17 protein-coding genes are annotated in these 22,078 nt (G+C 51.9%); 7 read left to right on the plus strand and 10 right to left on the minus strand.

Annotated features, from left to right (window positions below):
• The 6 genes from GW591_RS05075 to GW591_RS05100 form a co-directional block, all read right to left on the minus strand.
• Positions 1-1,221, minus strand: coding sequence for an MFS transporter (locus GW591_RS05075; protein ID WP_013575309.1), 1,221 nt, complete (start codon positions 1,219-1,221; stop codon positions 1-3).
• A gap of 98 nt (positions 1,222-1,319) precedes the next feature.
• Positions 1,320-3,704 carry a GNAT family N-acetyltransferase gene (locus tag GW591_RS05080; protein WP_166860218.1) on the minus strand — a complete coding sequence of 795 codons (2,385 nt, stop codon included), beginning with the start codon at positions 3,702-3,704 and terminating at the stop codon, positions 1,320-1,322.
• 14 nt (positions 3,705-3,718) lie between these two features.
• Entirely contained in the window at positions 3,719-5,029 is a 1,311-nt protein-coding gene (locus GW591_RS05085) for a lysine N(6)-hydroxylase/L-ornithine N(5)-oxygenase family protein (RefSeq protein WP_126124838.1), read from the minus strand.
• A 13-nt stretch (positions 5,030-5,042) separates the two neighbouring features.
• Positions 5,043-6,611, minus strand: coding sequence for a pyridoxal phosphate-dependent decarboxylase family protein (locus GW591_RS05090; protein ID WP_166860220.1), 1,569 nt, complete (start codon positions 6,609-6,611; stop codon positions 5,043-5,045).
• Between the two features lie 633 nt (positions 6,612-7,244).
• Positions 7,245-8,687 (minus strand): pyruvate kinase, encoded by a 1,443-nt coding sequence (pyk, locus tag GW591_RS05095; protein WP_013575313.1) that lies wholly within the window; start codon positions 8,685-8,687, stop codon positions 7,245-7,247.
• A gap of 234 nt (positions 8,688-8,921) precedes the next feature.
• Positions 8,922-9,791 (minus strand): MurR/RpiR family transcriptional regulator, encoded by an 870-nt coding sequence (locus GW591_RS05100; RefSeq protein WP_013575314.1) that lies wholly within the window; start codon positions 9,789-9,791, stop codon positions 8,922-8,924.
• Between the two features lie 407 nt (positions 9,792-10,198).
• Between GW591_RS05100 and zwf the strand changes: the two genes are divergently transcribed.
• Positions 10,199-11,674, plus strand: a complete 1,476-nt coding sequence (gene zwf / locus GW591_RS05105) for a glucose-6-phosphate dehydrogenase (RefSeq protein ID WP_013575315.1) — start codon at positions 10,199-10,201, stop codon at positions 11,672-11,674.
• Positions 11,675-11,939: 265 nt separating this feature from the next.
• Positions 11,940-12,581 carry a bifunctional 4-hydroxy-2-oxoglutarate aldolase/2-dehydro-3-deoxy-phosphogluconate aldolase gene (locus tag GW591_RS05110; RefSeq protein ID WP_013575316.1) on the plus strand — a complete coding sequence of 214 codons (642 nt, stop codon included), beginning with the start codon at positions 11,940-11,942 and terminating at the stop codon, positions 12,579-12,581.
• Between the two features lie 65 nt (positions 12,582-12,646).
• On the opposite strand, the gene GW591_RS05115 is transcribed toward GW591_RS05110, so the two are convergent.
• Entirely contained in the window at positions 12,647-12,991 is a 345-nt protein-coding gene (locus tag GW591_RS05115) for a RidA family protein (protein WP_013575317.1), read from the minus strand.
• Positions 12,992-13,133: 142 nt separating this feature from the next.
• Between GW591_RS05115 and GW591_RS05120 the strand changes: the two genes are divergently transcribed.
• The 5 genes from GW591_RS05120 to rnd all read left to right on the plus strand — a co-directional run bounded on the left by GW591_RS05120 (position 13,134) and on the right by rnd (position 19,807).
• The gene (locus GW591_RS05120; protein WP_121019386.1) at positions 13,134-15,047 is read left to right on the plus strand and encodes an ATP-dependent DNA helicase; all 1,914 of its coding nucleotides are present in this window, start codon (positions 13,134-13,136) and stop codon (positions 15,045-15,047) included.
• A gap of 129 nt (positions 15,048-15,176) precedes the next feature.
• Positions 15,177-15,878, plus strand: coding sequence for a tRNA (adenosine(37)-N6)-threonylcarbamoyltransferase complex dimerization subunit type 1 TsaB (tsaB, locus tag GW591_RS05125; RefSeq protein WP_015689882.1), 702 nt, complete (start codon positions 15,177-15,179; stop codon positions 15,876-15,878).
• 62 nt (positions 15,879-15,940) lie between these two features.
• The gene (locus GW591_RS05130) at positions 15,941-16,573 is read left to right on the plus strand and encodes a Slp family lipoprotein (protein WP_015689883.1); all 633 of its coding nucleotides are present in this window, start codon (positions 15,941-15,943) and stop codon (positions 16,571-16,573) included.
• Between the two features lie 317 nt (positions 16,574-16,890).
• A complete protein-coding gene (fadD, locus tag GW591_RS05135; RefSeq protein ID WP_013575321.1) occupies positions 16,891-18,588 on the plus strand; it encodes a long-chain-fatty-acid--CoA ligase FadD in 1,698 nt (565 codons plus the stop codon).
• A gap of 97 nt (positions 18,589-18,685) precedes the next feature.
• A complete protein-coding gene (rnd, locus tag GW591_RS05140) occupies positions 18,686-19,807 on the plus strand; it encodes a ribonuclease D (protein ID WP_013575322.1) in 1,122 nt (373 codons plus the stop codon).
• 347 nt (positions 19,808-20,154) lie between these two features.
• Here rnd and minE read toward each other — a convergent pair whose 3' ends face one another.
• Genes minE through minC form a run of 3 tightly spaced genes read right to left on the minus strand, consistent with a single transcriptional unit; the run spans position 20,155 to position 21,954 of the window.
• Positions 20,155-20,424 carry a cell division topological specificity factor MinE gene (gene minE / locus GW591_RS05145; protein WP_013575323.1) on the minus strand — a complete coding sequence of 90 codons (270 nt, stop codon included), beginning with the start codon at positions 20,422-20,424 and terminating at the stop codon, positions 20,155-20,157.
• Between the two features lie 3 nt (positions 20,425-20,427).
• Complete coding sequence (minD, locus tag GW591_RS05150) at positions 20,428-21,240, minus strand: septum site-determining protein MinD (RefSeq protein ID WP_013575324.1); 813 nt, start codon at positions 21,238-21,240, stop codon at positions 20,428-20,430.
• Between the two features lie 24 nt (positions 21,241-21,264).
• A complete protein-coding gene (gene minC / locus GW591_RS05155) occupies positions 21,265-21,954 on the minus strand; it encodes a septum site-determining protein MinC (protein ID WP_013575325.1) in 690 nt (229 codons plus the stop codon).
• Positions 21,955-22,078 lie beyond the last annotated feature (124 nt).

Below are 22,078 nucleotides of genomic sequence, written 5' to 3' on the forward strand. Positions count from 1 at the left end.
TTATGCTTTTTCAGGGATACGTTTGAGAAACACTGCAATCAGCAATGTGCCGGTGACACCGGAAATCATGCCTGCCAGCATAAAAATGCCGTTGCCCAGTGCGAAATATAACTGCTTTGCCACTTCTATACCCGCCGCAAAAACCACAATGGTGAGCAGCCCAAGTGCAGCGGCGACCGTGCCTTTACCGGTCGGGCTGGAAAACAGCGTCAGGCGGTAAAGCCCGGCATTTACCAGTCCCGAGCCCAGCGCATAGAGGCTCAGCCCGCCAATCATCCAGCCCCAGGCATGTACCATAAACAGCGCGGCATAAGCACTGACTGCCAGACCGAGAACTATCGGCGCGAGACCGAGCCAGACAGGCGTGCGGATATTCACTTTGCCACTGAGTTTGCTGAGCGTGATGTTACCGATAATCAATCCGGTAAATACCGGCACTTGCCACCATCCGTACTGTAGCGGCGTCATTCCGCCATCCTGAATCAGTAATACCGGCGACTGCGCCACCCACGCCAGCAACGGCAGGGTGATCAACCCGATAGACAGCGAACCAAGCACCACGCCTTTGTTGGTGAAAACTTCGCGGTAATCGGTCAGTAGCCTGCGCATTGAAAAACGCTCCCCGCGACCGCTGGCGGTTTCCGGCATACTGCGCCACAGCCCCCAGAATGAGAATGCAGAGACCAGTGAGAACAACGCAAACATGGCTTTCCATGGTGCGTAATGAATAAACGCCGCGCCAGCCAGCGGCCCGAGCAGGGGAGCGATCAACGTGATGTTCGCCATCAGCGCCATCAGTTTAACGCTCATTGTTTCACTGAACGCTTCCTGAATGGCGGCATAACCTACCGCGCCGATAAAGCACAGGCTCATTCCCTGTAAAAAACGCATCAGAATGAACTGTTCAATGTTTCGGGTGAAAACCGTCAGCAGACAGGTGACGGTGAAAAAGGCCACGCCTGTCAGCAGCACCGGCCTGCGCCCAAGGCGGTCGGAAAGCGGCCCGAGCAGCCATTGCAGCAAAATACCGCCGCACAAATAAGCGGTTAGCGAGGTAGAAACCCAGTCGGCACTTGCGCTGAAATCACTGATCACCTGCAGCATACCCGGCTGGATCATATCGTGAGCAATATAGGTGGCGAACTCGAATAGCACCAGCGACAGCGGGAACAGCCACTGGCGGAAATTCAGCCGCGAAGCGGGTTCGGAAACGGACGACATAACCTTAATTCTCCGGGTCTTAAAATCGAAAAAGCGCGGCCTGTGAAAGCCGCGCTACTATTCATGGCATTAAAGCTTCATCAGATTAAACCGGGTTTTCAGTAGCGGTTAGCATAGGCCGCAATCGGGTTTTCCAGCGTGCCGGCGAATTTCAGGTTCTGCGCCGGATCTGACAGGTTGATCATCTGCTGGTTATTCGCCAGTTGCAGACGGTTCAGGCATGAGTGCGTAAACTCGGCGCCAAACATGTCATAACGGGCAAATTTCTCCGACAGTTCCGGATACTGAATCTGATAGTCGCGTACCACTTCGGCTACCACCTGCCAGAACTGCCCGGCAGGATAATTGCCATGTTCTTCCAGAATACGGGCGATAAAGCGGAATACCCCGGCAAAGACGTCAGTGAAAATCGACAAAATTTTAAGATTTTCCGGTACGTCCACCGCCAGACGTTTGGCTTTTTCCGGCAGGCTGGCGTCGGGGTTCATCACCGCAATTTCCTCGGCGATATCCTTCATGAAAGCATTCACCGGAATATTGTTTTCGAACCGCAGGATCAGGTTTTCGCCATGCGGCATAAACACCAGGTCGTACTGATAAAAGCAGTGCAGCAGCGGGCTGAGATAGGCGTGCATGTAGCGTTTAAGCCAGTCGCCGGTGGCCAGACCGGATGATTTGATCATCTCGACAATCAGCGCATCGCCGTGTTTATCGGTGTGCAGCAGGGCGGCCATGGTCATCAGACGCTGATTTGGCTGCAACAAAGCGACCGGATTTTCGCGCCACAACGCCGCAAACATTTTCTTGTACGCGCTGTCGCCTTTGATGGCTTGCTCGAAATAGTGATTGTGGTAACCGAGTGACGCCACTTCCTGCAAAATGCTGAAACCGGTGGATTGCAGATACGCATCGTTTTCGACCAGATCCGCCAGCCATTCATTAATGCCCGGAGTGGTCGCCATATAGTAAGGTGAAAGCCCGCGCATAAAGCCCATGTTCAGGATCGACAGCGCCGTTTTAACGTAACGTCCTTTCGGACGGCTGGCATTGTAGAAAGTGCGGATCGACTGTTGTGCCAGATAGTTATCATCACCTTCACCGAGATAAATCAGAAACTGACGGGCGATATCCGGTGCGAAGACGGTCAGTAATTTGTTCTGCCACTGCCACGGATGTACCGGCATGAAGTAGTAATTTTTCGGGTCGACATCTTTATCAACCAGCTTTTGCGTGAAAGCACAAATCTGCGCTTCACCCAGTTCTTCCGCGATCAGTTTTTCATACGGTAAACCTTCGACACTGGCGAAATGTGCTTTGTCATGATGAACCGCCACCCAGACCAATTGCAGTGGATTGGCCGCTTCCGGCGCGTAACGGACATAATCACCGGCATCAAAACCGATACGGCCGTTGTTGGCGATAAAGCTCGGATGGCCTTCGGTCATGCTGGTTTCGACGGTCTGGAAATCGGCCTGCGACAGTTGTTTTGCTGTGGTGTGATTGTTTGCCAATTTGTAGGCACTGCTGTAAAGCGTGCTGCTGATTTCTTCCAGATAGGTCGACAGCATGGCCTGGGAAATACCAATTTGCTCCGCGAATTCAATGATAAATTTAACCGCGTCCAGCGGCTGCGGGATAAAATTATCCAGGCGCTGAATGCTGTCGAGATCAATCATCCAGTCATTCAGAGGCAACTGGCGGGCACGGAAACGATATTCTATTTCCGAGGCCGGTACTGCCAGCTGATAGTCAGTCCAGGTGCCGGTCGTTTTCAACGCCTGCGGCGCGAGCAGACGTTCATGGGTCAGTTCCGCCAGGCATTTACGCAGCAGCAGGGCATTCGCTTTTGCCCAGAGTTCCGGTTGCAGGTGCTCACCGGTTTGCAGATTTGCAGGAGTCATGGTGTGTTTTTCCTTCTGGCTTGCCTGAAAAAAATCTTCACGCTGGCAAAATGCCAGCCATGCAGTTTTGTGTGTCAGTTGAATTTGTTTCTGATAGCGGAAACCGGCGCGCTTATTCAGCTTGTGAATCTTTTCGTTACGAACATCCGGCTCGACCACTATGCGGCGGACTTCGGGCTGGCTGAACAGGTATTCCATCACGGCCGAGAACACCTGCCAGCTGAAGCCTGACACCGGTTTTTCGGCCGGAGAGAGCAGAATATGCATGCCCATATCGCCGGGCCGGACGTCGTAATGTTCATGCAACGGATCATCCTGAACCGGATAGCATTCGATGAGAAATTGCGGCTGACCGTCTATTTCGCCCATCAGCGCCGCCAGCGGTTTACCGTGAGTCAGGTTGCGATAGAAGCTGTCGACTTCTGCGAGGGTACTGTTCTGCATTCCCCAGAAATGTGCGTAGGGCTGCGTCATCCAGTCATGTAAAACGGCGGCATCTTTCTCCAGCGCCAGCGGGCGTAAAGACAGTTTTCCTGCGTCGCGCTGGCAGGAGAATACGGCGGTTGAAATGGCATCAGACATGGGTAAATTCTCCGTTAGTTTGCGCCAGGGATGCGGGACCCAAAGGTCTGGAAGGCGATGGATTTCTCCAGCGGATACACTTCACTGCCGAGCATCTCGCGGATTATGGTGCTGTTGCGGTAGCACGCCATGCCCAGATCCGGAGTGACGAAGCCGTGCGTGTGCAGCTCGGCGTTTTGTACGAAAATCTGGTTGTGCGCATCGATGCTGTAATTGCGCCTGACGGCGTAACGGCCCGAGTCATCCCACTGAATACGGTTGTAAATGCCTTCAACAAACTGCGGTGGCTGATAGCCGTAACCCGTTGCGAGGATCACGGATTCCGTGCGGTGTTGGTATTCCTGTTGTTGTTCGTGGTGGAGCAGGGTCATTTCCAGTTCGCCGCTGCGGCTGCGGGTCAGTGCTTTCAGTTCCGAATGTGTATACAAATTGACATTCAGCGGGCCGTCGAGACGTTTGACGTACATCAGATCATAAATGTCGTTGATCAGACTGATGTTAATGCCCTTATACAGGCATTTTTGTTCACGATTGAGCTGATCGCGCTTGCTCATTGGCAGCGCGTGGAAATAATCGATGTATTCCGGTGAGGTCATTTCCAGCGTCAGTTTGCTGTATTCCAGCGGGTAGAAACGCGGAGCGCGGGTCACCCAGGTCAGGTGGTAATCGTGCTTATCGATATCAGAGAGCAGGTCATAGTAAATTTCTGCGGCACTCTGGCCGCTGCCGACCACGGTAATGGATTTCGAATTCTGTACCTGCTCTTTGTTCGGCAAATAGGCCGAGGAATGATGCACGTTCCTGCCGGCATCCCGCGCACAGGCGGGTATCCACGGCGACGGTCCTGTGCCGAGAACCAGCCTTTTGGTGCGGTAAATCTGCTTTTCGCCGCTTTTGGTTGAGCGCGTTTCAACCAGATAGCATTCCTGCACGGCATCCCAGGTGACCAGTTCCACGCGCGTGGAGAATTGCAGGCTGGTCAGTTGGCTGCATGCCCACTGGCAATACTGATTGAACTCTTTACGCATCATGAAGAAGTCTTCACGGATGTAGAACGAGTAAAGTTTCCCCTGTAATTTCAGGTAATTCAGGAAGCTGTAAGGGCTGGTCGGATCGGCGAGAGTCACCAGATCTGCCATGAACGGCGTCTGTAAATGCGCGCTTTCCAGCATCATACCGGTGTGCCAGTCGAAGCTGTCATTCTGGTCTAAAAACAGACCGTTCAGCTCTTTCACCGGTTCAGTCAGACAGGCCAGCCCGAGGTTAAACGGGCCGATGCCCACGGCGATGAAATCATACGTTTGGTCGTTTGAATGGATATTCATGGTGCGGCTCCTTTTACCGGTTTTTCGCGGCGCTCAGCGCGCTGGCAGTCAGTTCTTTGCCGTAATGCGTGATCAGGCTGAGCACATCGGCAACGTCTTCCCTGGTGGTGGTGGGGTTCAGTAAGGTGAATTTCAGATACTGACGCTGATGCACTTTGGTACCGGCGATAACGGCGCTGCCGTCGCGGAAAATGGCCTTGCGGATCCCGGCATTGATTTCGTCAATCTGTTCATGACTCATGGAGATACGCGGCACAAAACGGAATACCAGCGTGCTCAGTTCCGGTTTATGCAGCACTTCGATATTCGGATTTTGTTCCATCATCTGATGCGTTTCTGTTGCGCGTGCCAGCAGCACATCAAATGATTCCCCCAGTGCTTGTTGACCCATAATGCGCAACGTCAGCCACATTTTGAGGGCATCAAAACGTTTGGTGGTCTGGATACTTTTGTTCACCAGATTTGGCGTGCCTTCCAGTTTCGCACTCAGCGGATTCAGGTATTCAGCGTGGTGCGTGACGTGCTCCAGATGGCTGTGATCGTTAACCAGAAACGCGCTGCAGCTCACCGGCTGGAAGAAGGATTTGTGATAATCCACGGTAACGGAATCGGCCAGATGGATCCCTTCAATGCGCTGGCGATGCTGAGGTGAAACCAGCAAACCGCAGCCGTATGCGGCATCAGCATGCATCCAGATTTTTTCCTGGCGGCAGATTTCAGCGATCTCATTCAGCGGGTCAATGCTGCCAAAGTCGGTCGTACCGGCGGTTGCCACGACCGCAATTGGAATCAACCCTTCAGTGTGGCAGCGCTCAATTTCCTGACGGAGCGCGGCAATATCCATACGGAAAGCGCTGTCGCAGGCGACTGGCACCACGGCGTCATAACCCAGGCCGAGCAGGGCAGCGGATTTCTGAATACTGAAATGGCTGACCTGTGAACTGAAAATACGCCAGCGGTTGGCTTCCGGCGGCAGCCCCTGGTACTTGATGCTGTGCTGCGGGCGGGTGCGTTTGCAATGACTGTCTCGTGCCAGCAGCATTGCCATCAGATTAGACTGCGTACCGCCGCTGGTGAAAATACCATCTGACTGTGCGCCAAAACCGATACGGGCGAGTGTCCAGTCAATAACTTTTTGCTCGATGAGTGTGCCGCCTGCGCTCTGATCCCAGGTATCCACCGAGGAGTTGATGGCGCTGATAAACAGTTCCGCCAGTTGGGAAGGTACTACGGTCGGACAGTTGAGATGCGCGAGGTATTTCGGATGGTGGAAATAGACCGCGTGCTGAAGATATAAATCATCCAGTTCTTCCAGCGCCAGCCGCGTTCCGTCTAAAGGTTTGGTCAGGTCAATATGGCGAAATTGCTCGGCTAATTCAGCCGGAGAAACGCCGGAAAAAGGTTTCTCAGTATGGTTAATATGGGATTTAATTAATTCGAGGCCTTGCTCAATCAGTATCTGCCATTCAGAAGTGCTGTTCTGGTTAAAAATATAACCTTTATTTTTGCTTATATTCGCCTGAGTGATTGTCAGGTCTTGAGTGGCGGATTGCATTAATTCCCAGTTATTTATCTGGCTCATTCTGGATCCTTTTGGTTAGTCCTTTTCATCCTCAGCAGGCGTGGGGCGGCCACCCGGATAAAGTCAGGATTTAGCAGTGAACGTAAGCATCAGCAGGCAGGGCTGATGGCCATGCCTGTAAAGTGTATGGTTAAATATTTTATGTTATAAAAAATAAGCAGTGATATGTCTTGTTTGGATTCCTTAGTGCGGACTTATACAAGGTTTTAACGATTGAGAATCATTATAAATGCAAATCATTATCATTCAACAACGACATTGAACATTTGCCCATAACAGAACTTTTTGATTGTTTAATGTGATGTGTGTCACATAAATTTCTGAAGGATAAGTTCGGAGTACACATTCCTATGAGATGAATCTGTATTTGTTATACGTTTGCTGACTTAAAAGAAGGGTTGTCTTGCGATAAAAAGTTATATTTAAGCGCAATGTTTGTAGGTGTAATGAATTTTCATCACGCAATGATTTATGCAGTGAACCTGATTATTTCAAACGAATGGCAAAATAATGATCAAATTAAGACTGTTCACTGACCAGCAGGAGGGAGTAATAGATTCAGGTGCAGGACGAAAATAAAAAAGGCCGATCACGATGATCGGCCATATGTTTATATCTTATTACATTTAACTATTATTCAACACGCAGTATACGGCTGGTATTGGTGGTACCGACGGTGCTCATGACATCACCCTGGGTGATGATCACCAGATCGCCTGACAAAAGGTAACCTTTATCACGCAGTAAGTTCACGGCATCCTGTGCGCCCGCTACGCCGTCATTTGCGCTGTCGAAGAAGACAGGGGTAACGCCGCGGTAAATCGCGGTCAGATTCAGTGTGTGTTCGTGGCGCGACATGGCAAAGATCGGCAGGCCGGAGCTGATACGTGACAACATCAGCGCGGTACGCCCGGACTCGGTCATGGAAATGATCGCCGTGACCCCTTTCAGGTGGTTTGCCGCGTACATGGCGGACATTGCAATGGCTTCTTCGATGTTATCGAATTCCACGTCCAGGCGGTGTTTGGAAACGTTAATGCTTGGGATTTTTTCTGCGCCCAGACATACGCGCGCCATGGCTGCCACAGTTTCAGCAGGATATTGACCGGCAGCCGTTTCCGCTGACAGCATGACCGCATCTGTGCCATCGAGCACGGCGTTCGCTACGTCCATCACTTCTGCACGGGTTGGCATCGGGTTAGTGATCATCGATTCCATCATCTGGGTCGCAGTGATCACCGCGCGGTTCAGCTGACGTGCACGACGGATCAGTTTTTTCTGGATACCCACCAGCTCAGGGTCGCCGATTTCAACACCCAGGTCACCGCGGGCCACCATCACGACATCGGATGCCAGAATGATGTCATCCATTGCTTCATCTGACGCCACCGCTTCAGCGCGTTCGACTTTAGACACGATTTGCGCATTACAGCCTGCATCGCGTGCCAGACGGCGCGCGTAGTTAAGATCTTCGCCGGTGCGTGGGAATGAAACTGCCAGATAATCTACGTCCATTTTGGCCGCAGTAATAATGTCTGCTTTATCTTTCTCAGTCAGCGCTTCGGCAGAAAGACCTCCGCCCAGCTTATTGATGCCTTTATTGTTAGACAGCGGGCCGCCCACGGTCACTTCCGTGAACACTTTCATGCCCTGAACTTCGAGTACTTTTAGCTGCACACGGCCGTCATCAAGTAACAGAATATCACCCGGCACCACATCAGCTGGGAGACCTTTATAGTCGATGCCGACTTTTTCTTTATCGCCTTCACCCTTGCTCATGTTGGCATCGAGCAGGAATTTGTCACCGATATTGAGGAAAACTTTACCTTCCTTGAAGGTCGATACACGGATTTTCGGACCTTGCAGATCGCCAAGAATCGCGACGTGGCGGCCGAGACGCGCGGCTATTTCACGCACTTTGTTCGCGCGAAGAATGTGATCTTCAGCGGTTCCGTGGGAGAAATTCATACGCACAACGTTCGCACCAGCAGCAATGATCTTCTCAAGATTATTGTCGCGGTCAGTTGCAGGGCCGAGCGTGGTAACAATCTTCGTTCTTCTGAGCCTTCTGGACATGCCTAACTCCGTTAACTGATGAAACATGGTAATGCAAAAAAACAGCGAGCCCACATTGGGTTTAGGTGTAATTGTAATACAAAAGGGTTTCACCTGTGTGACCCGCTGACCTCATGTCTGACATTTACCCTGCGCACTTTGCGCGTAGATTTCCCGCCAGACTCCCTATTAAATCAATGATGATTTGTTCATATATTCTATGAATGGTTTGATGTGCCGACTCGCATGACGAGCTTACTCCGGCAGGTTAGGGACGACCATTCCCTTATCAAAGCGCGATTCTTTCAACGCTTCTTTGACCCGCTTCAGGTTATCTCTGAATTTTGCACCACGACGCAGCGTAAACCCGGTAGCCAGCACATCAATCAACGTCAACTGAGCGATTCGAGAAACCATCGGCATATAAACGTCGGTATCTTCCGGAACATCCAGTAACAGAGCCAGCGTGGCCTCATGCGCCAGTGGCGTATTAAAGGACGTGATGGCAATGACCGTAGCGTCGTTTTCGCGGGCAAGTTGCGCCAGCTCGACCAGATTTTTGGTGCGGCCGGTGTGGGAAATCAACACCACCACATCGCCTTCGCTGGAATTCATGCAACTCATGCGCTGCATGACGATGTCATCGAAATACACCACGGGAATGTTAAAGCGGAAGAATTTGTTCATGGCATCATGCGCCACTGCGGCCGATGCGCCCAGCCCAAAGAAAGAAATCTTTTTCGCCTGGGTGAGTAAATCGACTGCGCGGTTGATGGCAGCGATATCGAGAGTATTTTTCACCTGATCGAGGCTGGCCATAGCGGATTCGAAAATTTTGCTGGTGTAAGCGCTGACGCTGTCGCTTTCATCCACGTTACGGTTCACATAAGGTGTGCCGTTTGCCAGACTTTGTGCCAGATGTAATTTAAAATCTGGAAACCCTTTTGTGTCGAGGCGACGGCAAAAACGGTTTACAGTAGGTTCACTGACGTCCGCCATGCGGGCGAGAGTGGCAATACTGGAGTGGATTGCAATGTGTGGGGATGCCAGGATCACTTCGGCGACTTTGCGTTCTGACTTGCTCAGAATGTCAAGGTGGGTCTGGATTTTTTCCAACGTATTCATAAGCATGACACTCATAGGTTTCAACGATTTCTTTGAAAAGAGGAAATCGTGTTGATTTGATGAAAATATACTACGCGCTTAATGCTGTTGGCAGCGTCAGTCAGGCGAAAAAACGCTTTTTTTGTCAGAGTTTGACCGGGATCTAACTTTCAGTATGGTAAATTCTGTTCAGTTTTGTCATAAAATTACAGAATGTGGTGGGTTTTACTATCCGCTGAGACATTTATGATAAAAACAAGCTTTTCCGCAGAGTTATCCCCCTGTCAGAACATGGTTTACGGCTCACGGGCAATCAGAGTACATTGTTGCTGAAATAAAATTACAATATGTACCCGAGATAATTCGAGTTGCGGCTCACGCACAGCAACCAGAAATATGTTAGGTATTCCTGCATTGAGGAGAAGAACATGGCGGTAACTCAGACAGCCCAGGCGTGTGATCTGGTAATTTTCGGTGCAAAGGGCGATCTTGCGCGCCGTAAGCTGTTGCCTTCCCTGTATCAGTTAGAGAAAGCGGGTCACATTCACCCGGACACCCGCATCATCGGTGTCGGACGTGCGGAATGGGACAAAGCGGCCTATACCGAAGTGGTCAAAGAAGCACTGACCACCTTCATGAAAGAAAAAATTGATCCGGAACTGTGGGATAAGCTCAGCGCCCGTCTTGATTTCTGTAACCTTGATGTCAACGATGTGAAGCATTTCAAAGTGCTGGGCAAAATGCTTGACCAGCAAAATCGCGCCACCATTAACTACTTTGCGATCGCGCCAGGCCACTTCGGTGCGATTTGCCGCGGTCTGGGCGAAGCAGGGCTGAACAAAGAACCTGCGCGCGTCGTGATGGAGAAACCACTGGGACACTCTCTGGAGTCTTCTCAGGTTATCAACGATCAAGTCGCGGAATACTTCGCTGAGTCCCAGGTTTACCGTATCGACCACTATCTGGGTAAAGAAACGGTACTGAATCTGCTGGCACTGCGTTTCGCTAACAATCTGTTTGCCAGCAACTGGGATAACCGCACCATTGATCATGTGCAGATCACGGTCGCTGAAGAAGTCGGTATCGAAGGCCGCTGGGGTTACTTTGATGACGCCGGTCAGATGCGCGACATGATCCAGAACCACTTGCTGCAAATTCTGACCATGATCGCCATGTCACCTCCGGCTGATCTGAGCACCGACCGTATCCGTGACGAAAAAGTGAAAGTGCTGCGCTCACTGCGTCGTATCGACCAGTCAAACGTGCGTGAAAACACCGTGCGCGGCCAGTACACAGCCGGCTTCGTGCAGGGCAAAAAAGTCCCTGGCTATCTGGAAGAAGAAGGTGCGAAAAAAACCAGCAGCACCGAAACTTTCGTGTCTATTCGTGTGGATATCGACAACTGGCAGTGGGCGGGCGTGCCATTCTACCTGCGCACCGGTAAGCGTCTGCCGAGCAAATGTTCTGAGGTCGTGGTGTATTTCAAAAACCCGGCGCTGAACCTGTTCCGTGATTCTTACCAGCAGTTGCCGCAGAACAAACTGACTATTCGTCTGCAACCGGACGAAGGTATCGAGATCGAAGTGCTGAATAAAGTGCCGGGTCTTGAGCACAAACACCGTCTGCAAACCACCAAGCTGGATCTGAGCTTTACTGAAACCTTCAATGAACAGCATATTGCTGATGCTTACGAGCGTCTGCTGCTGGAAACCATGCGTGGAATTCAGGCGCTGTTCGTCCGTCGTGACGAAGTGGAAGAAGCCTGGAAATGGGTCGATTCCATCATGAACGCATGGGCTGCGGAAAGCGAAGCACCAAAACCGTATCAGTCCGGGACATGGGGGCCGGTGGCTTCCGTGGCGATGATCACCCGCGACGGCCGTTCCTGGAACGAGTTCGAGTAACGAATAATTTATTGAGTCATTACTCCCCAAAATAATTGGAGTTGCAGCAAGGCGGCAAGTGTGTGAGTCCCGATGAGCTGACATGAGTCAGTGATTCGGGTGAACAAGCGCAGCCAACGCCGCTGCGGCTTCAAGTATGACGGGGAGAGTAGTATCGTCCAATCGGGTGTGGTCGGTTACTGGCAGGGTTTAAATTCTGCTGGTCCCTGTGGCAGGGGCGCGCCATCAATCACAACGGTGCCTGCGGGCATGAATGGAGAACAAGATGAAAAACTGGAAAACAAGCGCGGAACAAATTCTGACCTCAGGGCCGGTTGTTCCTGTGATTGTTATCAACAAACTGGAGCATGCGGTTCCGCTGGCTAAAGCGCTGGTTGCGGGTGGCGTCCGTGTGCTGGAAGTGACGTTGCGCACCCCATGCGCGATGGATGCGATCCGTGCCATTGCTCAAGAAGTGCCGGACGCTATCATTGGCGCAGGTACGGTACTCAATCCAGAGCAACTGGCTGAAGTGACCGAGGCGGGTGCCCAGTTTGCGATTAGCCCTGGCCTGACTGATGCTTTGCTGAAAGCAGCCAATGCCGGTTCTATTCCTTTAATCCCGGGGATTTGTACGGTATCTGAACTGATGATGGGTCTGGATGCTGGTCTGCGTGAATTTAAGTTCTTCCCGGCTGAGGCCAATGGCGGCGTGAAAGCGTTGCAGGCGATTGCCGGTCCGTTCCCGCAGGTGCGTTTCTGCCCGACTGGCGGAATTTCGCCAGCGAACTACCGTGATTACCTGGCGCTGAAAAGCGTGCTGTGTATCGGTGGTTCATGGCTGGTGCCAGCCGATGCGCTGGAAAGCGGTGATTACGCACGCATTACTGAGCTGGCGAAAGAAGCGGTCGCCGGTGCAAAGATCTAAAACAGCGACGTGCTGAAAATGAAAAACCTCCCGCGGGAGGTTTTTTTATGTCTGCTGATCAGTGCTTAGCGTGCGGCAATGATCTTGATTTCAATTTTATATTTCGGATTCATCAGGTTAGCCTGAACCGTGCAGCGTACCGGTGCATTGCCCGGTGATACCCAGGCATCCCAGGCTTCATTCATCGCCGGGAAATCTTCTTTATTGACCAGAAACAGTGTGGCATCGAGAATTTTGCTCTTATCCGAGCCCGCTTCCGTCAGCGCAGCATCGATAATGGCCAGCGTTTCTGCGGTCTGGTCTTTTGCATTCGCGTCCAGATTTTCCGGCACTGCCGTGTAATAAATGGTGTTGTTATGGATAACGATGTCGGACATCCGTGGCTCAGGTCGGATACGCTCGATGGTCATATTATGGCTCCAGTTAGTCACTTTTCTATGATGCCGCTAAGGGTATCACAAAGGATGAATACGTTGGATTGGCAGATGGCGGTGGTAGTCGGGGCGAGGGATTGGCATAATCACTGCTGATCCGTACAGGTAGAGAGACAGAGTGACAGACGATTTCGCAACAGACGGCGCACTGGCGCAGAAAATTGAAGGTTTTAAACCCCGTGAACCTCAGCGTCTGATGGCGCAGGCTGTCAGCAAAGCCATCAGCGGTAAGCAAGGGCTGGTGGTGGAAGCCGGTACTGGTACCGGTAAAACCTACGCTTATCTGGCACCGGCATTGCGCTCCGGCAAAAAAGTCATTATCTCCACCGGTTCGAAAAACTTACAGGATCAGCTTTATTCCCGCGATTTGCCCAAAGTTGCCAGCGCGCTGAATTTCAAGGGCCGTCTGGCGCTGCTGAAAGGGCGCTCAAACTATTTATGTCTGGAACGTCTGGAGCAGCAATCGCTCTCCGGCGGCGATCTTGCCAGCCAGGCGCTCAGCGAACTGGCGCATCTGCGTCACTGGTCGAGCAGCACGGAAGAGGGCGATATCAGCACCTGCACCGTGGTACCTGAAGACAGCTTTGTCTGGCCGCTGGTGACCAGTACCAACGACAACTGTCTGGGGAGTGACTGCCCGCTTTACAAAGAATGCTTCGTGGTAAAAGCCCGCCGTAAGGCGATGGACGCCGATGTGGTGGTGGTGAACCATCATCTGTTTATGGCGGACATGGTGGTGAAGGAGAGCGGCTTTGGTGAGCTGATCCCCGAAGCTGACGTGATGATTTTCGACGAAGCCCATCAGATCCCTGACATCGCCAGCCAGTATTTTGGCCAGCAGGTCACCAGCCGCCAGCTGCTTGATATGGCAAAAGACATTACTATTGCTTACCGCACGGAAGTCCGTGACTCTGTGCAGTTGCAGAAAAGCGCTGACCGGCTTAGCCAGAGCACGATGGATTTCCGTCTGGCGCTCGGCGAGCCCGGTTTTCGCGGCAATCTTCGCGATGTTCTCAGTCAGCCCGCCATTCAGCGTGCCTTACTGTTGCTCGATGACGCGCTGGAACTTTGCTACGACGTGGTTAAATTGTCCCTCGGCCGTTCTGCGTTGCTGGATGCGGCTTTCGAGCGCGCCACGCTTTACCGCAACCGTCTCAAACGCCTGAAAGACGTGTCGATCCCCGGTTACAGTTACTGGTACGAATGTAATTCACGCCATTTCGTCCTGGCGCTGACTCCCTTGTCGGTGACCGACAAATTCAGCGAGATGATGAAAGAAAAACCGGGGGCGTGGATTTTCACCTCGGCAACGCTTTCGGTGAACGATCAGCTGCATCATTTTACTGAGCGTCTGGGGCTGGATGAGGCAGAAACGTTGCTGCTGCCGAGCCCGTTCGATTACGCCAAACAGGCGCTGTTGTGCGTTCCGCGCTTTCTGCCTGAATCAAATGTGCAGGGCAGTTCGAAACAGCTGGCGCGGATGTTGCGCCCGCTTATCGAAGCTAATAAAGGCCGCTGTTTTTTCCTGTGTACGTCTCACAAAATGATGCGTGAACTGGCGGAAGAATTCAGGGCCAGCCTGACGCTGCCGGTTTTGTTGCAGGGCGAAACCAGCAAGGGCCAGTTGCTGGCGCAGTTTGTCGAAGCCGGTAACGCATTACTGGTCGCCACCAGCAGTTTCTGGGAAGGGGTGGACGTGCGCGGTGACGCGCTGTCGTGCGTAATTATCGACAAACTGCCATTCACGTCGCCTGACGATCCATTGCTCAAAGCCCGTATTGAGGATTGCCGTCTGCGCGGCGGAGATCCGTTCAATGACGTACAATTACCGGATGCTGTCATTACGCTTAAACAGGGTGTCGGACGTTTGATCCGTGATACGGATGATCGCGGGGTGATGGTGATTTGCGATAACAGGCTGGTAATGCGTCCGTATGGTGAAGTTTTCCTCAACAGTTTGCCGCCGACACCGCGCACCCGTGATCTGGCACAAGCGATCCGCTTTTTACAGAACGCTGAAGAGCAGAATTAGCCCTTTGTTTATGCTAAGATGCCGCCCCGAAAAAGGTTCTTATACCCGTCATATTTCACGTTGCAGATGCGTTGACTGCGCGCGAGGTATTGAGGGTATAACTTATTAATTTCCCGCCTGAGGTTTGGCATGTCCACGCGAATTTTAGCAATTGATACGGCGACAGAAGCCTGTTCGGTTGCGCTTTACGATCAGGGCGAAACGCTCGCTCATTTTGAACTTTGCGCCCGCGAACATACGCAGCGCATTCTGCCACTGGTGCAGCAGATCCTCGCCGAAGCGGGGCTTTCCCTGAAACAACTCGACGCACTGGCCTTCGGCCGGGGACCGGGTAGTTTTACCGGTGTGCGCATCGGCATAGGTATCGCGCAAGGCTTATCGCTCGGCGCAGAACTGCCTTTGTTGCCCGTCTCCACCTTACTCACCATGGCGCAGGGTGCTTACCGCCAGACCGGCGCGGAACAGGTGCTGGCAGCCATTGATGCCCGCATGGGCGAAGTGTACTGGGGTGAATTTACCCGCAATACACAAGGTGTCTGGAGCGGTGAAAATACCGAGACGGTCATCAAACCTGAACAACTGCTGGCGCGTACCGTTGAGCGAAACGGGCGCTTTGCCACCGTGGGTACGGGCTGGGAAGCCTATCCGCATTTACTGGGTGAATCCCCGGCGGCGGATTTATTTGATGGAAAAATGTTACTGCCGCAGGCGGAAGATATGTTGCCGCTGGCGCTGCAGCTCTGGGAAAACGGTATTCGCGTTAATCCGGAAGATGCTGAACCGACTTACCTGCGTAATGAAGTTACGTGGAAAAAGCTGCCAGGCCGATAAGTCATGGCAACTTGTGCATCAAAAGACGGTCAAAATGAAGAGTTTGCACAGGAGTCATCGTAATGCGTAAGTGGTCTGTTGTTCAGCAGTTATCAGGTGTAACGGGTAAGAAAATGGTGCGGAGTGCTGTTGCACTCAGCGTGTTGGTATTATCAGGGTGTGTCACCGTGCCCGATGAAATTCGTGGGACCACGGCTACGCCGCAAATGAATTTACAGGCCGTGCAGGGCGCGCCGAATTTGTACGTCGGGCAGGAGTCGCGTTTTGGCGGCAAAGTGATTGCCGTAACCAACCTGCAAAACAAGACGCGTCTGGAAATCGCAACTGTTCCGCTGGATGAGGGCGCTCGCCCGATTTTAGGGGCAGCATCACGCGGACGCATCATGGCTTACATTAACGGTTTTGTGGATCCGGTGGATTACCGCAATCAGTTAGTGACCGTCGTCGGGCCAATTACCGGCGTGGAAAAGGGCACCATCGGCCAGACGTCTTATGATTTCGTTACCGTTAATGTCAACAGCTACAAACGCTGGCGGATACAGCAACAGGTCGTCATGCCTCCGCAACCTATCGGCCCATGGGGCTATGGTTTTGGCGGGCCGTATGATTCCTGGGGGCGGGGGTTTGGGCCCGGTTGGGGTCCCGGCTGGTATAATACAGCACCGGCCCGGGTCGAAAGCGTCGTCACCGAATAGACCGCCGCCGCCGCGTGGAGCTCCGCCTTCTCATGGCGCGCTTCCCCCGGCAACAGTAAAACCGGCAGCGACGCATTCTGTTGTGCCGCTGTCCGGGAAATGACCTGAAGAGAAGCGTTGTTAAGGCGGCTTAATTGCCGCCTTTTTATTTTCTGCCATGGACGGTTGACAAAGTAAGGGCACAGAAAAAGTGACCCGCCTCTCAACCTCGACATTGTTTGAAACGCAACTGGTAAGCTGAGTTAAAATATTGTTAAAGACGTGATAAAACTCGTCGAATAGAGACGGCAACAGAACATGATTTCAGGAGTGATACCTTGGAAAAGGTTTGGCTAAAACGATATCCGGCAGATGTTCCTGAGAACATCGACCCTGACCGCTACAGTTCGCTGGTCGAGATGTTTGAAAATGCTACGTTGCGTTACGCTGACAATGCGGCATTTATCAACATGGGCGAGGTGATGACTTACCGCAAGCTCGAAGAGCGCAGCCGTGCTTTCGCCGCCTATTTGCAAAATGAGCTTGGGCTCAGGAAGGGCGACCGCGTTGCCCTGATGATGCCGAATCTGCTGCAATACCCGATTGCCCTGTTTGGCGTATTGCGCGCCGGCATGGTGGTAGTCAACGTCAATCCTCTGTATACGCCGCGTGAACTCGAGCATCAGCTCAACGACAGCGGTGCCAGTGCCATTGTGATTGTTTCAAACTTTGCACATACCCTGGAAAAAGTGGTGTACAAAACCCAGGTTAAGCATGTGATCCTGACCCGAATGGGCGATCAGCTTTCTGCGGCGAAGGGGACGCTGGTTAACTTTGTGGTGAAATATATCAAACGGCTGGTGCCTAAATACCACTTGCCGAACGCGATTTCCTTCCGCACCGCCTTACAGCGCGGACGTCGTCTGCAATACATTAAGCCCGATATCATTAATAATGATCTGGCGTTCCTGCAATATACCGGCGGAACGACGGGCGTGGCGAAAGGGGCGATGCTGACCCACCGCAACATGCAGGCGAATCTCGAGCAGGCGAAAGCGGCCTACGCGCCGTTGTTACAGCCGGGACATGAGCTGGTGGTAACCGCACTTCCGCTGTATCACATTTTCGCACTGACAGTGAATTGCCTGCTGTTCCTTGAACTGGGCGGTAAAAGCCTGCTCATCACCAATCCGCGCGACGTGCCGGGGATGGTCAAAGAACTCGGGAAATATCCTTTCACGGCTATCAGCGGCGTGAATACATTGTTCAATGCGTTGCTCAATAATGAAGATTTCCGTGAGCTTGACTTCTCCTCGTTGCGTCTTTCTGTCGGCGGCGGAATGTCGGTGCAGAAATCAGTGGCAGAGAAGTGGGAAAAACTGACCGGTAAACATCTGCTGGAGGGTTACGGACTGACAGAATGTTCACCGCTGGTGGCGGGTAACCCGTATGATTTGAAACATTACAGTGGCAGTATCGGTCTGCCAGTGCCATCCACGGAAGTCCGTCTCGTGGATGATAACGGCCAGGATGTCGGGCCTGGCCAGCCTGGCGAGCTGTGGGTTAAAGGCCCGCAGGTTATGCTGGGTTACTGGCAACGGCCTTCCGCCACCGATGAGGTGCTAAAAGATGGCTGGTTATCGACGGGCGATATCGTTACAGTGGACGAGCAGGGCTTCTTACGGATTGTTGACCGTAAAAAAGACATGATTCTGGTTTCCGGTTTCAACGTTTACCCTAACGAAATTGAAGAGGTGGTTTCACAGCATGACAAGGTACTCGAAGTTGCCGCCATTGGCGTGCCGGATGAGTCGTCGGGTGAAATCGTCAAAATTTGCGTGGTGAAGAAAGACCCATCACTGACCAGCGAAGAGCTTCTCGCACATTGTCGTCGGTTATTAACCGGTTACAAAGTACCGAAGATTGTCGAGTTCCGCGACGAGTTGCCGAAGTCAAATGTCGGTAAAATTCTCAGAAGGGAACTTCGTGATGAGCAGCTGAAACCGAAAGCCACTCCGAAGCAGGATGCGGCATAGCGGATTGCCTGTTCAGTCAGAAAGAGTCAGATTCTTAACGCCGGCGATGTCCGGCGTTATCACGTTATAACGCAGTAATGATTAAGAGAATGATGTTTTGAATTATGAGTTGATCACCACCAATGACGCGCTGGAGCAAGTTTGTCTTCAGGCCAAAGCGCACAGTAAAATTGCGCTGGATACCGAATTTGTCCGTACCCGCACGTATTATCCGCAACTGGGGCTCATACAGTTATTCGATGGCGAAAGGCTGACGCTGATCGACCCATTGCCAATCACCGCCTGGCAACCCTTCATTGATTTGCTGGTTGATCCTGATGTCATCAAATTCCTGCATGCCGGCAGCGAAGATCTGGAAGTTTTCCTGAATGCCTTTGGGGTGATGCCTTCGCCGCTGATTGATACGCAGATCCTCGCTGCTTTCAGCGGACGCCCGTTGTCCTGTGGTTTTGCACGTCTGGTGGCTGAAACCACCGGCGTTGAGCTGGATAAAAGCGAATCGCGCACTGACTGGATAGCCCGTCCCCTGAGCGAAAAGCAATGCGTCTATGCTGCGGCTGACGTGTGGTATCTGCTGCCGCTGGCCGATCAACTGATGCGTGAAACACAAGACGCAGGGTGGATGGATGCCGCGCTGGATGAATGCCTTGCTCTGTGCCGCCGCCGTAAGGAAGTGCTGCAACCGGAACTGGCTTATCTGGAAATCAGTAACGCTTTTCAGTTGCGTCCACGCCAGTTGGGATGCCTGAAGTTGTTAGCCGCGTGGCGCCTGAACCAGGCCCGTCAGCGTGATCTGGCCGTTAATTTTGTAGTACGTGAGGAAAACCTCTGGCAGGTGGCGCGCTATCAGCCAACGTCGCTGGGCGAGCTGGAAGCGCTTGGTCTGAGTGGCCCGGAGATTCGCTATCACGGGCGTACGTTGCTGGCGCTGGTGGAGGAATCGAATGCACTGGATGAAGCTGAACTGCCCGCACCGATTTTGAACCTGATTGATCAGCCGGGTTACCGCAAAGTCTTTAAGGATATTAAGGCACTTATTCAGACTGTCAGTGAAGAGAGTAAACTGAGCGTTGAAATGCTGGCATCACGTCGCCAGATTAATCAGTTACTGACCCATCACTGGAAGTTAAAAGATAAAGAATCACAACCTGAATTAATCAGTGGCTGGCGCGGGAAGTTGTTAGCTGAAAGACTGAATGAAATTTTGAGCAATTATTGATTCCTTCTTTTAAGAAGGAAAGTGAATATGCGTTAAAAAGAGCGGGCAATTGTCCCGCTCTTTTTATTTTATATTTCCCGATAACGCTTAATCCTAAAATAGCGGCAATCAGGCCAGTCTGGGGATATTAAATTCCAGCTAAAATGAGAGAAGTCTTAATCAAGAATTATCAGGAATAAGCACAAACAGACGGAAAAAGAACCTGTTTAATGGGGTTATATACAGTGGTTATTTCGGGGCGGGAAGAGAATAGCGGAAGGGAACGAGATAAAAAGCAGTAGCCCCCTGAAAAAACAGGGGGCGCTATGCTGAAAAAAACACCTGCGAACAAAGCAAACAGACTGCTGTCATTTAGGCGTTTCTTCCGATTCTGGCAGGGTGACGTTAAGTTCCAGTACGGAAATATCGTCACCTTTTTGCTCGAACTGAACCTGCAACATTTCTGGGTCAATCTTAATGTACTTACAGATGACCGCCAGAATGTCACGTTTCAGTTCAGGCAGATATGATGGTTCACTATCCCCTCGACGCCGTTCGGCTACGATGATCTGTAGCCGTTCCTTGGCTATATTGGCTGTCGATTTTTTGCGGGACAGAAAGAAATCTAACAATGCCATGGTTTATCCCCCAAAAAGGCGTTTCAGGAAACTCTTCTTCTCTTCCTCAATGAAACGGAATGCACGTTCTTCCCCAAGCAGACGGCTGACAGTATCGTCATACGCTTTCCCTGCATCGGATTCCTGATCCAGAATGACCGGCTCGCCCTGGTTGGACGCACGCAGTACAGACTGATCTTCCGGGATAACCCCGATCAGAGGAATACGCAGGATTTCCAGCACATCTTCCATGCTCAGCATGTCGCCACGGCTGACACGGCCCGGGTTGTAACGGGTAAGAAGCAGATGTTCTTTGATAGGCTCTAAGCCTTGTTCCGCACGGCGAGATTTTGAAGACAAAATGCCCAGGATGCGGTCGGAGTCACGAACGGAAGAGACTTCTGGGTTGGTGGTGATCACGGCTTCATCGGCGAAATACAACGCCATCAGTGCGCCGGTTTCGATGCCCGCAGGGGAATCGCACACCACGAAATCAAATTCCATTTCGGCTAAATCGTTCAGGATCTTCTCAACGCCTTCGCGGGTCAGTGCGTCTTTATCACGTGTTTGCGAAGCCGGAAGAATAAACAGGTTTTCGGTGCGTTTATCTTTGATAAGCGCCTGATTCAGCGTGGCATCACCCTGGATCACGTTAACGAAATCATAAACCACCCGGCGCTCACAGCCCATAATCAGGTCGAGATTACGCAGACCGATATCGAAATCGATAACTACAGTCTTTTTGCCTTTTTGAGCTAAACCGGTAGCAATGGCCGCGCTTGAAGTGGTCTTGCCAACGCCCCCTTTACCCGATGTAACAACTATGATGCGTGCCATGAATGGATTCCTTGTCAAAAGGGCTTAGTTTAAAGGTTGTATGGTTAACACATTATTTAACAGGCTGAGGCGCGCTGCCTGACCGAGATAATCGGCCGGGATTTGATCACTCAACCAGTATTGCCCTGCGATAGAGACTAGTTCAGCGCCTAACTGCGTGCAAAAAATCTGACAATTTGCATCGCCTGCGGCGCCAGCCAGCGCTCTGCCTCGCATCATGCCGTAGATGTGGATATTGCCATCGGCAATCAGTTCCGCACCTGCGCTGACACTGTTGGTCACGATGAGGTCGCTGTTACGGGCATAAATTTGTTGGCCGGATCTGACCGGAGTACTGACAATGCGGGTTTTAGCCGGTGCATTGTCGGGCACGACAGGAACCGGTGGTTCTGCAGCGATACGCTGTGCGCGGCCTTCACTCAGCAGCGGTAAACCGGTGCGGGAAAGTGCGCGTTTTTGCGCCTCATCTTTGCAACCACTGATGCCAACAATGCGAAAGCCTGCAGAAGCGACAGCCTGTTGAATGTCTTTCCAGTTTGCTTCACCGGTCAGTGAGGCAACGTTGATAACAACAGGGGCATTTTTCAAAAAGGCTGGAGCTTGCTCCACTTTTTCCTGTAATGCCTGGTAAATAACCTCAGGTTGTGAACTATGTAAATGAACAACCGATAAGGTAAAACTGCTGCCTTTTAGTTCTATTGGCGATTGTGACATCTATCCTGACTCAGTCTCAGCAACTCTAAATCCCCGGAATACCACTCGGGGGGCGATATTCCGATGTACGATAAGCATGTTATAGTTACAGTTATATCTAGGCAAGCCACCGTTTCAATAAAAT

The organism is Rahnella aceris (assembly GCF_011684115.1).
Lineage (GTDB): Bacteria > Pseudomonadota > Gammaproteobacteria > Enterobacterales > Enterobacteriaceae > Rahnella > Rahnella aceris.

What these genes read in the sequence shown, in the direction of transcription:
- GW591_RS05075 (WP_013575309.1), bottom strand. Translation starts at nt 1,221, where the DNA reads ATGTCGTCCGTTTCCGAACCCGCTTCGCGGCTGAATTTCCGCCAGTGG.
- GW591_RS05080 (WP_166860218.1), bottom strand. Translation starts at nt 3,704, where the DNA reads ATGTCTGATGCCATTTCAACCGCCGTATTCTCCTGCCAGCGCGACGCA.
- GW591_RS05085 (WP_126124838.1), bottom strand. Translation starts at nt 5,029, where the DNA reads ATGAATATCCATTCAAACGACCAAACGTATGATTTCATCGCCGTGGGC.
- GW591_RS05090 (WP_166860220.1), bottom strand. Translation starts at nt 6,611, where the DNA reads ATGAGCCAGATAAATAACTGGGAATTAATGCAATCCGCCACTCAAGAC.
- pyk (WP_013575313.1), bottom strand. Translation starts at nt 8,687, where the DNA reads ATGTCCAGAAGGCTCAGAAGAACGAAGATTGTTACCACGCTCGGCCCT.
- GW591_RS05100 (WP_013575314.1), bottom strand. Translation starts at nt 9,791, where the DNA reads ATGAATACGTTGGAAAAAATCCAGACCCACCTTGACATTCTGAGCAAG.
- zwf (WP_013575315.1), top strand. Translation starts at nt 10,199, where the DNA reads ATGGCGGTAACTCAGACAGCCCAGGCGTGTGATCTGGTAATTTTCGGT.
- GW591_RS05110 (WP_013575316.1), top strand. Translation starts at nt 11,940, where the DNA reads ATGAAAAACTGGAAAACAAGCGCGGAACAAATTCTGACCTCAGGGCCG.
- GW591_RS05115 (WP_013575317.1), bottom strand. Translation starts at nt 12,991, where the DNA reads ATGACCATCGAGCGTATCCGACCTGAGCCACGGATGTCCGACATCGTT.
- tsaB (WP_015689882.1), top strand. Translation starts at nt 15,177, where the DNA reads ATGTCCACGCGAATTTTAGCAATTGATACGGCGACAGAAGCCTGTTCG.
- GW591_RS05130 (WP_015689883.1), top strand. Translation starts at nt 15,941, where the DNA reads ATGCGTAAGTGGTCTGTTGTTCAGCAGTTATCAGGTGTAACGGGTAAG.
- minE (WP_013575323.1), bottom strand. Translation starts at nt 20,424, where the DNA reads ATGGCATTGTTAGATTTCTTTCTGTCCCGCAAAAAATCGACAGCCAAT.
- minD (WP_013575324.1), bottom strand. Translation starts at nt 21,240, where the DNA reads ATGGCACGCATCATAGTTGTTACATCGGGTAAAGGGGGCGTTGGCAAG.
- minC (WP_013575325.1), bottom strand. Translation starts at nt 21,954, where the DNA reads ATGTCACAATCGCCAATAGAACTAAAAGGCAGCAGTTTTACCTTATCG.